The organism is Janthinobacterium sp. SUN118 (genome assembly GCF_030397695.1).
In the GTDB taxonomy this organism is placed as follows: Bacteria; Pseudomonadota; Gammaproteobacteria; order Burkholderiales; family Burkholderiaceae_D; genus Janthinobacterium.
The window spans coordinates 282,140-294,254 of the sequence record NZ_JAPUBV010000001.1; the positions used below are offsets into that span (position 1 = coordinate 282,140).

A 12,115-nucleotide genomic window follows, 5' to 3' on the forward strand; every position below is an offset into this window, starting at 1 on the left:
AAACATCTTAAATCCTCCATAATCCATGCATCCGTTCCACTGCGGCCGGGTGTCGCGCTGTTGTTATTTCGTTGATTTTTAAAACATATTTTCTATACAAGCCTGAGGAACGATGGCATATTAGTTGGGTAGCGAATAGCACGCCCGTTCGTTTAGAAACCAGAAAAAAGACCGAGGAGACAAAATGCATCAAACCAAATTCGCGCTGGCCGTGCTGGCAGCGGCTGTCCTGGCAGGTTGCGGCGGCGCCAGTGGCGGTGATCAAGCCTTGAAAGTCAAATATACGGCGCAGGTGTCATTCGGCGACAGCCTGTCCGACGTGGGGTCGTACGCCGTCGGCACCGTGGCCAAGCTCGGTGGCGGCAAGTTCACCATCAATGGCGACAATACCAAGATCAATCCTGAACTGACGGGCAAGAACTGGACCGAGCACCTGGCCGCCCAATTTGGCCTGGCCGCGCCATGCGCCGCCGAAACGGGGCTGGAAGGCAATGCCGCACAAGGCCTGGCCGTCGCCCGCGTCAAGCATGCGGGCTGCTTCGGCTACGCCATGGGCGGTTCGCGCGTGACCAATCCGGTCGGCCCGAACAACAAGCTGACGGGTAGCGCGCTGGGCGCGCTGACGGTGCCGGTGGTGACGCAGATCGCCAATCACCTGGCCGTTTCCGGCGGCAAGTTCAGCGGCACGGAAGCTGTCTTCGTGATGGCTGGCGGCAATGACGTGCTGTACCAGCTCGGTGCACTGCAGGCCGGCGCGACGGCGGCTGGCACGAAGGCTGGCGCGGATGCGGGCGCCAAGGCATTCGCCACCAACCTGACCCTGGCCCTGGCCGCCGGCGCCACCAACCCCGCCACGGCGGCGGCGTCGATCGGTGCCGCTGTCCAGACCGCCAGCACGGCGCCCGGCGCCACGCCGACAACGATCGTGGCCGCTGCCGTGCAGGCTGCTGTGATCGCCGGCAATACGGCGGTAGCTGCGCCAGCCGTCTATGGCCCGCTGGTCGCCAAGGCGCAAGCCGATGCGACGGTGACGGGCAATGCCGCCGGCGCCAAGGCCGGTGCCGACTACGCTGCGGCCCAAGGCCCGGCGCTGGTTGCTTCCATGGCGCTGGCAGGCAAGGAGCTGGTGGCGCTGGTCAAGGACCAGGTCATCGCCAAGGGCGCCAACTATGTGGTGGTCAACAATCTGCCGGACGTGGCCGGCACGCCATCGGGCTTGAGCAAGGATGCCAATACCAAGGCACTCATCAACGCCATGGTCAGCGCCTATAACAGCGAACTGAGCACGGGCTTGAATGGCAATGCGAAAGTCTTGCTGGTCGACGTGTTTGCCGTCAGCCATGACCAGGGCGTCAATCCCGGCCCGTATGGCTTGACCAACGTCAGCGAGACGGCGTGCGACCTGACGCCGGCGAAAAACATACTGGGCAGCTCGCTGGTATGCAATGGCACGAACCTGAAATCGGGTGACGTCAGCCACTATGCGTATGCCGACGATGTGCATCCTACGCCGTTCAACAACCTGTTGCTGGCCCGCTTCGTGGCCAAGGAAATGGTCGTGCGCGGTTGGCTGTAAGGGAAGGCCGCGCCGGCCATGCCTTCGGGGCAGGGCCGGCGCCGGCAGCGACAAGACTCGATAGCGGAACACTCCGCACATGATGAATCAGGAGACAAGATGAAGAATCGTTTGAATACCGCTGTACGCGTGCTGGCCGCCGCTGCCGCGATGGTCGTGGCGACGGGCGCTTCGGCGCAAAGCGCAGGCACCTGGATGGCCAAGGTTGGCCTCAACAAGATCACGCCGCATGTGGACAGTGGCGACGTGTCGGCGCCAGCCTTGCCGGGCACCAAGGCCGACGTCAAGTCGGATACCAAGCCCATCCTGACGTTTGCCTACATGATCACGGACAATATTTCCGCTGAAATGATCCTTGGCGTGCCATACAAGCATGAACTGGTCGGTGACGGCGCCATCAAGGGCACGGGCAAGCTGGGGACGGCGGAAGCCTTGCCGCCAACGGCGTTCGTCCAGTACCGTTTCTTCCAGCCCAATGCGATGATCCGCCCTTACGTGGGCGCGGGCCTGACGTACGCCTATTTCCAGAAGGAAAAAGGTTCGGGACAGCTGACGGCCTTGCTGGATCCGGGTGGCAAGCCAGTCACCTACCGCATGGATAACAAGCTGGCCGGCAGCCTGGTGGTCGGCAGCACGCTGGCCCTCAACGAGCGCTGGTTTGCCGACGTGGCCGTGGTCAAGACCTTCCTGAAAACCAAGGCGAAATTCTCGACGGGGCAGACGCAGGACATCAAGCTCGACCCGCTCGCCGTGAGCGTCAGCATCGGGTATAACTTTACCCTGTAATGCAAAAAATCCGCTTCGGCGGATTTTTTTTGTCCCGCTCAGGCTGGCGGCGTATTGAACTTTCCATTGTGGAAGATCAAGGGCGCCTGCGCGGCAAACGCGCATTGTTCCACTTCGCCCACGAAAATGACGTGGTCGCCTTCCGGATAGCGGCTGCGGTTGTGGCATTCGAACCAGGCCGACGCCCCTTTCAGGATGGGCTGGCCCGTGCGCGACAGTTCGTACTCGACGTCGTCGAACGGGTTCGGCGTGCGGCGTGAAAAGCGCTGCGCCAGTTCCGCCTGGTCGGCGCCCAGCACATTGATGACGTAATGCGAATTGCCGCTGAAGATGGGCATGCTGTTCGCCACGGAACCGAGGCTCCACAGCACCAGCGGCGGCGACAGCGAGACGGAATTGAAGGAACTGGCAGTCAATCCACGGAAGCTGCCATCGGCCAGGCGCGTGGTGATCACCGTCACGCCCGTCGCAAACTGCGAAAGTGCTTGGCGGAAATGGGTCGTATCGAATTCTTGCGCTGGCGCGCGGGGAGAGCGTGTGTTCATGGGAAACCTGTCTATTTGCTGACATTATGCCAAAAATCGGCCATGCCAGCGCAATCCTGGCCGGCATGCCCCTATGTGCGGTGGGCCACGCGCCGTTTCAAGCGGCGCTGCAAGCCAGGGCGCTTTGCGTTACAGTGGTGGAAGAGACAAGTATTTCCTGTCTTTCAAGGGCCGGCACCGGTCCGGGATCGCATCGACGGGGGAGAGCATCATGGATGGACAGACGGAAGTCGCGGTACTCGGCGGCGGCTGCTTTTGGTGCCTGGCCGCCGTGTACCTGGAAGCGCGCGGCGTGACGCGCGTCGAGTCCGGCTACACGGGCGGCAGCGTGCCGGCGCCCACGTACGAGCAGATTTGCACGGGCCAGACGGGACACGCGGAGGTGGTGCGGCTGGAATTCGATCCGGCCATCATCAGCTACCATGACTTGCTGGAAATATTCTTTACGCTGCACGACCCCACCACCCTGAATCGCCAGGGCAATGATGTCGGGACGCAATATCGCTCCGTCATCTATTACCAGTCGGCCGGGCAGGAAAAGGTGGCGCGCAAGGTCATCGCCGAGATGGCCGGCGTGTGGGATGCGCCCATCGTCACGGAACTGGCGCCCGCACAAGCGTATTACCCGGCCGAGGATTATCACCAGAATTACTTCGAGCAACATCCCCTGCAGGGGTATTGCGCTTTCGTGGTGGCGCCCAAGGTGGCGAAATTTCGCGCCATGTATGCGAACCGCCTGAAGTGAGGCGTGCGCGGGACGCCGGCCCGGGCCGCTGGCTGGCTGCTCAGCCCGCCAGCACGGGCGCTGGTGCCGGCAGGTGCGCCGCCTCATACATGTAATTGCGCGACCACGGCAGGGTCGAGGAACGCCGGCCCGCCTTCACGCAGACGATCTGGTACAGGCTGATCAGGTCTTGCTCGAAGGCATATGCGCAGCCGGCCAGGTAGACGTGCCAGATGCGGAAGCGCCGCTCGCCCGCCAGGGGACGGATCTGCTCGGCGTGGGCTTCGAAATTTTCCGTCCACAGGGCGCAGGTGCGCGCATAGTGGCGGCGCAGGTTTTCCACGTCCAGCACTTCCAGCCCCCCCTGCTGCATGGTCTTGAGCACATTGCCGATGTGCGCCAGTTCGCCGTGCGGAAACACATATTTCTCGATGAATTCGCCGCCGCCATACGGCGTTTCGCCATTGTCCGGGTCGGTCGAGGTGATGCCGTGGTTCATCGCCATGCCGTCGGGCGCCAGCAGTTTGTTGATGATGGAAAAATAGTCGGGCAAGTGTTTCAGGCCCACGTGCTCGAACATGCCCACGCTGGTGATGCGGTCGAACTGGCCCGTCACGTCGCGGTAGTCCTGCAGGCGGATCTCGACCAGGTGCGTCAGGCCGGCCGCCGCCACGCGCTCGCGCGCCAGCGCATACTGGTTTTCCGACAGGGTCACGCCGACGCAACGGGCGCCGTATTGCTGTGCGGCACGGATGACCAGCGCGCCCCAGCCGCAGCCGATGTCGAGCAGGGTCTGGCCCGGCTGCAGCTGGATTTTCTTCAGGATATGGTCGATCTTCTTGACCTGCGCCTGGGCCAGGGTTTCATCGCCGTTTTCAAAGTAGGCGCAGGAATACACGAGGGCGGGGTCGAGAAACTGTTCGTAGAACGCATTCGACACGTCGTAGTGATAGCGGATGGCCTCGGCATCCTTGCTCTTGTCATGCGTAAAGCTGCGCACGATGCGGGCCAGCTTGCCTTCGGGCTTGAGCGTGTTGCGCGCCAGCGCGTTGCAGATGGCGATCATGTCCATGGCCGTGCCCTTGACCTCGATATTGCCTTCCACATAGGCCGAACCGAGGTTGGCCAGCGATGGATTGAGCAGATAGCGGGCCGAGGCGGCTGTTGGCAGGCGGATGGTGACTCTGGGCGCTTCGCTCGACAGGTCGACATGCTGGCCGTTCCACAATTCTATGCGCAGGGGCAAGGCGGTCTTGCTGCGGATACCGGCAATCCAGGACTTGAGTTGGTTTTGTACAAACAAAATGGCCTCCAATGAAGCGGCCGCTGGCGGCCGCAAATTGAGCAACAATGTTACTTAACCTCTATCCCTCATAGCCTACACCTATATTGTCGAGCCTGCTTTACGGCGCGCTCAGGGTTGTAATCGTTGCAAGCTCCATTGTCCGTCGGCGCCGCGCGTAAACACGATGCGGTCGTGGAAGCGCGAGCGGCGGCCTTGCCAGAACTCGATGCGTTTCGGCTGCAAGCGGTAGCCGCCCCAGTGGGCCGGACGTGGCGGCTGCGCCTCGCCGATGGCGGCGGCCACGGCTGCGTAATTCGCTTCCAGCGCGGCGCGGTCGGCGATCGGCGCGCTCTGTTGCGAGGCGATGGCCGACAAGCGGCTTTGCAGTGGGCGCACATTGAAATACTCGTCGCTTTCGGCGGCCGAGGTTTTCACCACCGTGCCTTCGATGCGCACCTGGCGCTCCAGCTCGCGCCAGAAGAACAGCAGGGCCGCATGCGGGTTGTGCTCGAGCTGCTGGCCCTTGTCGCTGGCGTAATTCGTGTACCAGGTAAAGCCGCGCTCGTCGAACTGCTTGATCAGCACGATGCGCGAGCTGGGCTTGCCGTCAGCATTGACGGTGGCCAAGTCCATGGCATTCGGCTCGATCACCTGGGCCTGGACGGCTTCGTCAAACCATTTCTGGAATTGCGCGATGGGGTCGGCCAGCACGTCCGTCTCGCTCAGGCTGGACTGGACATAATCGGTGCGCATGGCGGTCAGGGCGGCGCTTGGCCCGGGCCGTGCCGGCGGCGCCGCTGCCGCGGGGGCGTCGGGTGCGATGCCGCGGCGGCGCTGCATGGCCGTGCCCAGCTGTTCCATCTGCTGCGCGCTGAACAGGCGCTTGGCCATGGGCGCCAGCTGGCCCTCTTCCTTGCTCATGTGCGCCTGGTAGGCGGCCGCGTAATCGTGCACGCCGGCGGCGGACAGCTGCGTGCCCGTGCCGGCCGCGATGGCGTCGAGCGCCGGGCGCAAGGCCAGCCAGGCCTGGTCCATGCGCTGGTGGTCGGCCAGGATGTCCGGCACCAGGGTGGCCAGCAGCGCGGCGTCGTCGCCCGTGGCGGTCGCTTGCAGCATCGGCATCAGGTCTTGCTCTTCATCGTCATGGTGCAGATGGGCGGCTTTATTGAAGTATTGCAACACGGCCCTGGCCGCCTGCTGCGCCTCCGCCGTATTGCCATGCTGTGCCAGGTGGCCCGGCAGGTTTTGCAGGGTGCTCAGTTGCTTGCGGATCTTGTCGTGGCAATGCTTGAGTACGGCGATGGGCTGGTCAAAGCCGGGAACGGAGTCGAACAGGGGAGAGGTCATGGCGAGTTCTCGTGGTGGCGGTGTGGGGGCGCGGCGACAATCGGGCCTTGTCGCTGTGTCAATTCGGCTATTTTAGAATATCCGCCAGCGCAGTGTCCGTTAAAATGGCGGCATGCATACCTCCACCAACGAACTAATTTCCATGGACTTGACCGAGATCGATTTCGAGCGCCGTTTCGGCGGCATCGCCCGCCTGTATGGCGCCCCCGCACTGGCGCGCTTTCGCGCCGCCCATGTGTGTGTGATCGGCGTGGGCGGCGTCGGTTCCTGGATCGTCGAAGCGCTGGCGCGCAGCGCCATCGGCCGCCTGACCCTGATCGACCTCGACAATGTTGCCGAATCGAACATCAACCGGCAGATCCAGGCCATGAGCGACACCATCGGCAAGGCCAAGATCACGGCCCTGGCCGAGCGCATCGAGTTGATCAACCCATGTTGCCAGGTCACGCAGATCGAGGATTTCATTGCGCCCGATAACCTCGAGCAATTGCTGGGCGGGCGCGACTTCGATTACCTGATCGACGCCATCGACAATGCCAAGGCGAAGGCGGCCGTGATCGCGTATTGCCGCGCGCGCAACATTCCCATGCTGACCATCGGCAGCGCCGGCGGTCAGACGGACCCGACCCTGATCGCCGTGCGCGACCTGTCGAAAACGGAACAGGAGCCGCTGCTCAAGCGCGTACGCAAGCTGTTGCGCACCGAATATGGTTTCCCCCGTGGCGTGAAAAACAAGTTCAATGTCGACGCCGTGTTTTCCATGGAACCGTTGACGACGCCCGAGAGTGCGGAAGCGTGCGCCATCGACGGCACGGCCGCCGGCGTGACGGGCCTGAACTGCGCCGGCTTCGGTTCCAGCGTGGTCGTGACGGCCAGCTTCGGCATGGTGGCGGCCGCCCATGCGCTGAAAACCTTGCGCCAGGACACACTGGCTGCCGTGCCAGAGGCCGCTTAACTTAATTCCCGGCGTCCCACGATGCGGTAGTCGCCGCTGCTTTTCAGCGATTCCACCAGCACCAGTTCGCTTGCCTGCCAGGCGATGGGCGCCAGCGCGTATGCGGCCGGCGGCGGCGCCTGGCGCGCCAGGGTCACGTGCGGCGTAAAGCGGTCGTGCTCGAAGCGCGGCGCCAGTCCCTGTTCCGCCAGGCTGTGCATGCAGGCCGCGCGCAGGGCCAGCAAGGCAGGCGACGGCTGCGCCAGGGCGGCCCAGGCGAGGGCCAGGCGGGGAAAGTGGCTGACGTGATCGAATCCCAGCGGCATGGGGCGCGCCGGCAATTGCGCCAGGATGGTTTGCAGGGCCGGCAGCTCGCCGGCGGGGCGCTGTCCCAGGAAGGCCAGGGTCAGGTGCAATTTGTCGGCACGCACGGGCTTGCCCCCCAGCGGCGCCTGCCAGGCGGCCAGCGCCGCGCGCGTGGCGGCATCGGGCCACAGCGCGTAAAACAGGCGGGGAAACTGTGAATCGGGCGACAAGTTTTTCATATCGTTGCGGCGGTTTGCTATCATTGGCGTTCCCTGTCCGCAGCTGGTGCAGGGATCTCACCGAAACTCAATGAAAGAATACATCATGACGCGTAGCTCCGTTTTGTTTGCCCTGATCTGCTCCGTCGCCGCGTCGCTGGCGCAGGCACAGGCGCCAGCACCTGTTCCCGCCTCCGCCGTATCGCTGAGCCCCGGCCCTGCCGCCGACAAGCTGATCATCATCGACAACAAAGTCGGCACGGGCAAGGAAGCGATTGCCGGCAATACCGTATCCGTGCACTACACGGGCTGGCTGTACCGTCCGCTGGCGAAAGATTCGCGCGGCAAGAAATTCGACAGCTCCGTGGGCCGTGGTCCGTTTGACTTCCCGCTGGGCAAGGGCATGGTCATCAAGGGCTGGGACCAGGGCGTGGCCGGCATGAAAGTGGGCGGCAAGCGCACCCTGGTCATTCCTGGCGAACTGGCCTATGGCCCGCGCGGCGCCGGCAATGGCGAGATCCCGCCGAACTCGGCACTGATCTTCGACGTGGAATTGCTGGACGTTAAGTAATTGTTCACTTTGGCGGCGGCGCATGCTCGCGCCGTCGCCAAAAGCGGTAGACTGGGGTTTCTTGAAATAGCGGAGATTCCTTCCATGAACATCGCCAACGACGTCACTGAACTGATCGGCAACACCCCCCTGGTGCGCATCAACCGCATCGCCGCCGGCTGCCATGCCAGCATCCTGGCCAAACTCGAATTCTACAATCCCGCCCACAGCGTCAAGGACCGCATCGGCCTGTCCATGATCGTGGCGGCGGAAAGCGCGGGCAAGATCCATGCCGATACCGTCATCGTCGAGCCCACCAGCGGCAACACGGGCATCGCGCTGGCCATGGTCTGCGCCGCGCGCGGCTACCGCTGCACCCTCGTCATGCCCGACACCATGAGCCGCGAGCGGCGCATCCTGCTGCGCGCCTACGGTGCCGAGCTGGTGCTCACGCCCGGCAGCGAAGGCATGCTGGGCGCCATCCGCAAGGCCGAAGAGCTGGTGGCGGCCGATCCCCGCTATCTGATGTTGCAACAATTCAATAATCCGGCCAATCCCGCCATTCACCGCGCCACGACGGCCGAGGAAATCTGGCGCGACACGGATGGCCAGGTGGACATCGTCGTGGCCGGCGTGGGCACGGGCGGCACCATCACCGGCATCGGCGAAGTGCTGAAGGAGCGCAAGCCTGGCCTGCACGTGATCGCCGTGGAACCGGAAGCGTCGCCGATGCTGTCGAAAGGCACGAAAGGCCCGCACCCGATCCAGGGCATCGGCGCCGGTTTCGTGCCGCAGATCCTGAACACGGCCATCTACGATGAAATCATTTGCGTGAAAAACGACGATGCGTTCGCCACGGCGCGCCTGGCCGCCAGCGACGAAGGCTTGCTGGTCGGTATCTCGTCGGGCGCCGCCCTGTGGGCCGCGCTGCAAGTGGCGCGCCGTCCGGAAAATGCGGGCAAGACCATCGTCACCATCATCCCCTCGTTCGGCGAGCGCTACCTGAGCACGGCCCTGTACGCGGGATTGGGCGACTGATCTTTAAACAGCAGCGGCAGGGCTATTCCTTCCGCCAGCGCCCGGTTGCCCGCGTCGCCCGGGTGCAGGTGGTCGCCCGAGTCGTAGGCGGGCAGCAGGCGCTGCCGGTGGGCCGGATCGCGCAGCCAGGCATCGAAGTCCAGTACGGCATCGAAACTGCCGCTGTCGCGTATCCAGGCGTTCAGTTGCTGGCGCAGCGCGTCTTTTTCCGGCTGGTAATAATCGCTGAGCGGCGTGCCGGGCAGGGCGCCCTCGAACGGCGTCAGGGTGGCGCCGATCACGCGCACGCCGCGGCCGCGCGCCTGCGCCAGCAGCTGGGCATAGCCGGCCGTTAATGCTTCCAGCGTGGGACGCCGTTCCTGCCGCGCGAACGCCGTGCCGGGCCAGCTGATGTCATTGATGCCGATCAGGACGATGACCGTGCGCACGCCCGGCTGCGCCAGCACGTCGCGCTCGACTCGGGCCAGCGCATTCTCGCCCATGCCGTCGGACAACAATCTCCCACCGGAAATACCCGCATTGAGCACGGCCACGCCCTGCAGCGCCAGGCGTTCGGCCAGCACGTCGGGCCAGCGCGCATCGCCGCCCAGGCTGGCGCTGGCGCCATCGGTGATCGAATCGCCGAGGATGGCCACGGCTTGCGCGCCTGGCGCCGCTTCCACCTCAATGGCACTGAGCAGCAGGCGCGCCGTCGTGCTCTGCACGCCGGCCTGGGCGATGTCGATGTGGGCCGCGCGCGTCTGGTCATGCGGCGCGAGCCACGCCGTCTCGCGGCCATCCCAGTGAAAGGTCGACACGGGGCTGGCCTGCGGCAGGTGGATGCTCACCGTCAGCCGCGCCAGGTCCGGCACGGCCAGATCGACGGGATCGCTGACGAGGGGGGCGCCGGGCGCGATGGTGGCTGCAGACCGGCCGGCAAAGGTGAGCGTGCGCAGGCTGTCCGGACGGATGGCCGGGCCGCTGGCCGCCAGCGCCAGCGTGGCCGCGCCGATGCGCAGCGGCGCCTTGCCATACGCATTCGACAGCACGAGGCGCACGCGCCGGCCGCCCACGCTCACGCGCGCCACCTGGCGCACGGTGTGGCCGTGCAGCACGGCGGGCACGTTGCTGGGGAAGAGGAAGTCCGGTCCCCACACGGCTTGCGGACTGGCCGTCCAGCTGGCCAGCCAGCCGGCGTCGGGACGGGGACCGGCGTGGGCGTCGGCCGCGTGGGCGGCGACGGTGTTCAGGGCCAGGGCCAGCAGGGCGGTGGCGGGGAGGGCATGCAATGGTTTCATGGTGTCGTGCTCCATCAAGGGGATGCGCCATGATGCCGCTCCCGCCATTTATGCACTAGACTGTGTTAACGAAGAACATTTATGAGCTGAATTCACAATGGGCAGAAGCGACGTCAATCGCTCCGGCGAGCTGGAAGTATTTGTGCGGGTGATCGAACTGGGCGGCTTTTCGGCCGCCGCGCGCGCCTGCGGCATGACGCCGTCGGCCGTCAGCAAGCTGGTGTCGCGGCTGGAGCAGCGCCTCGGCGCCCGCCTGCTGAACCGTTCCACGCGCCAGCTGCAGCTGACGGCCGAAGGCTGCGGCCTGTATGAGCGGGGCGTGCGCGTGCTGGCGGCCCTCGACGAGGCCGAGCGCTGCGCCGGCATCCAGAGCACGCCGCGCGGCAAGGTGCGCGTCAACGCGAATGTGCCGTTCGGCCAGCATTTCCTGCTGCCGCTGGCACCTTTGTTCCTCGAACGCTATCCGCAGCTGACGCTCGACATCGTGCTCACCGATGCCGTTGTCGATATCCTCGAACAGCGCACGGACGTGGCCGTGCGGGCTGGCCCCCTGAAAAGCTCGAACTTGATGGCGCGCAAGCTGGGCCAGACGCAGATGCGGATCGTGGCGGCGCCAGCGTACCTGGCGCGGCGCGGCACGCCGCGGGCACCGGCCGACCTGGCGGCGCACAACTTGCTGGACGCCAACTATGCGCGGGCGAAGTCCGGCTGGCCGCTGCGCCAGGCCGGCGGCGACATCGTCGTGCCCGCCACCGGCAATGCGCAGGCCAGCGATGGCGAAGCCCTGCGGCAACTGGCGCTGGCGGGACTGGGGCTGGCGCGTCTGGCTGCCTTCCAGGTGCGCGACGATATCGCGGCCGGCCGTTTGCAGGCCGTGCTGGAAGAGTTCAATCCGGGCGACAGCGAGGAAGTGCATGCCGTGTATGTGGGGCAGGGCGGCCACCTGCCGCTGCGCGTGCGCGCCTTGCTCGATTTCCTGGCGGAGCAGGTGCGGCTGGATGGAGCGTGACCAGGCTGAACTTGCCCTGACGAAATAGACGCCAGGCGGGCAGGGCAGGCGCAGTACAATACCGGACACAACGGGGCCGCAATGGTTCGGCCCGTATTGTGTCTTTGAATGGAAATATGTTCCTGGTAAAACCTGAACGCCGCCGCCTGCTGCAGGTGGGCGCAACCGTGGCTGTCATCGCGCTGGGCCTGGCCTCGCGCGCCTTTCCCCAATTCGTTCCTGAGGCGCTGGGCAAGTACCCGGGCGACGCCTTGTGGGCCATGATGGTGGTCTTCGCGCTGGGCGCCTTCGCCACGCGGATGCGCACGTGGCAACTGGCGCTGGTATCGCTGCTGATCTGCTTTGCCGTCGAATGCGGCCAGCTGTACCAGGCGCCGTGGATCAGCGACATCCGCGCCCATCCGCTGGGGCACCTGGTGCTCGGTTCCCACTTCGGCTGGGTCGACCTGGTCGCCTACACGGCGGGCGTGGCGCTGGCGGCGCTGGTGGACAAGGCTGTCCTGTTCCGGCGCCGCTAAGC

At 65.0% G+C, this 12,115-nt stretch carries 13 protein-coding genes; 8 read left to right on the forward strand and 5 right to left on the reverse strand.

Going from position 1 to position 12,115, the window contains the following annotated elements; all coding sequences use genetic code 11:
- Positions 1-184: 184 nt before the first annotated feature.
- Complete coding sequence (locus O0880_RS01360; RefSeq protein WP_289884654.1) at positions 185-1,576, forward strand: esterase; 1,392 nt, start codon at positions 185-187, stop codon at positions 1,574-1,576.
- 99 nt (positions 1,577-1,675) lie between these two features.
- On the forward strand, positions 1,676-2,362 hold the full coding sequence (locus O0880_RS01365; RefSeq protein WP_071321854.1) for an OmpW family outer membrane protein: 687 nt from the start codon (positions 1,676-1,678) through the stop codon (positions 2,360-2,362).
- A 38-nt stretch (positions 2,363-2,400) separates the two neighbouring features.
- Here O0880_RS01365 and O0880_RS01370 read toward each other — a convergent pair whose 3' ends face one another.
- On the reverse strand, positions 2,401-2,907 hold the full coding sequence (locus O0880_RS01370) for a flavin reductase family protein (RefSeq protein ID WP_071321855.1): 507 nt from the start codon (positions 2,905-2,907) through the stop codon (positions 2,401-2,403).
- A 211-nt stretch (positions 2,908-3,118) separates the two neighbouring features.
- Between O0880_RS01370 and msrA the strand changes: the two genes are divergently transcribed.
- Positions 3,119-3,652: a peptide-methionine (S)-S-oxide reductase MsrA gene (gene msrA / locus O0880_RS01375; RefSeq protein ID WP_071321856.1), complete on the forward strand. Its 534-nt coding sequence runs from the start codon at positions 3,119-3,121 to the stop codon at positions 3,650-3,652.
- 40 nt (positions 3,653-3,692) lie between these two features.
- Here msrA and O0880_RS01380 read toward each other — a convergent pair whose 3' ends face one another.
- Positions 3,693-4,934: a cyclopropane-fatty-acyl-phospholipid synthase family protein gene (locus O0880_RS01380; protein ID WP_289884657.1), complete on the reverse strand. Its 1,242-nt coding sequence runs from the start codon at positions 4,932-4,934 to the stop codon at positions 3,693-3,695.
- Positions 4,935-5,045: 111 nt separating this feature from the next.
- Positions 5,046-6,263, reverse strand: a complete 1,218-nt coding sequence (gene pdxH, locus O0880_RS01385; protein WP_289884658.1) for a pyridoxamine 5'-phosphate oxidase — start codon at positions 6,261-6,263, stop codon at positions 5,046-5,048.
- Between the two features lie 112 nt (positions 6,264-6,375).
- On the opposite strand from pdxH, the gene tcdA reads away from it, so the two are divergent.
- Positions 6,376-7,218: a tRNA cyclic N6-threonylcarbamoyladenosine(37) synthase TcdA gene (gene tcdA, locus O0880_RS01390; RefSeq protein WP_071321858.1), complete on the forward strand. Its 843-nt coding sequence runs from the start codon at positions 6,376-6,378 to the stop codon at positions 7,216-7,218.
- Here tcdA and thpR read toward each other — a convergent pair.
- Complete coding sequence (gene thpR, locus O0880_RS01395; RefSeq protein WP_289884662.1) at positions 7,215-7,742, reverse strand: RNA 2',3'-cyclic phosphodiesterase; 528 nt, start codon at positions 7,740-7,742, stop codon at positions 7,215-7,217. The genes tcdA and thpR overlap by 4 nt on opposite strands.
- 85 nt (positions 7,743-7,827) lie before the next feature.
- Here thpR and O0880_RS01400 point away from each other — a divergent pair, with 85 nt between their 5' ends.
- Both O0880_RS01400 and cysK read left to right on the forward strand, forming a co-directional pair.
- On the forward strand, positions 7,828-8,292 hold the full coding sequence (locus tag O0880_RS01400; protein ID WP_071321860.1) for an FKBP-type peptidyl-prolyl cis-trans isomerase: 465 nt from the start codon (positions 7,828-7,830) through the stop codon (positions 8,290-8,292).
- A gap of 84 nt (positions 8,293-8,376) precedes the next feature.
- Positions 8,377-9,309 carry a cysteine synthase A gene (gene cysK, locus O0880_RS01405; protein WP_289884664.1) on the forward strand — a complete coding sequence of 311 codons (933 nt, stop codon included), beginning with the start codon at positions 8,377-8,379 and terminating at the stop codon, positions 9,307-9,309.
- On the opposite strand, the gene O0880_RS01410 is transcribed toward cysK, so the two are convergent.
- Positions 9,270-10,586: an SGNH/GDSL hydrolase family protein gene (locus tag O0880_RS01410; protein ID WP_289884665.1), complete on the reverse strand. Its 1,317-nt coding sequence runs from the start codon at positions 10,584-10,586 to the stop codon at positions 9,270-9,272. The two genes, cysK and O0880_RS01410, sit on opposite strands and share 40 nt — an antisense overlap.
- A gap of 97 nt (positions 10,587-10,683) precedes the next feature.
- On the opposite strand from O0880_RS01410, the gene O0880_RS01415 reads away from it, so the two are divergent.
- Positions 10,684-11,595, forward strand: coding sequence for a LysR family transcriptional regulator (locus O0880_RS01415; protein ID WP_289884666.1), 912 nt, complete (start codon positions 10,684-10,686; stop codon positions 11,593-11,595).
- A 116-nt stretch (positions 11,596-11,711) separates the two neighbouring features.
- The gene (locus O0880_RS01420) at positions 11,712-12,113 is read left to right on the forward strand and encodes a DUF2809 domain-containing protein (protein WP_071321864.1); all 402 of its coding nucleotides are present in this window, start codon (positions 11,712-11,714) and stop codon (positions 12,111-12,113) included.
- Positions 12,114-12,115: the final 2 nt, after the last annotated feature.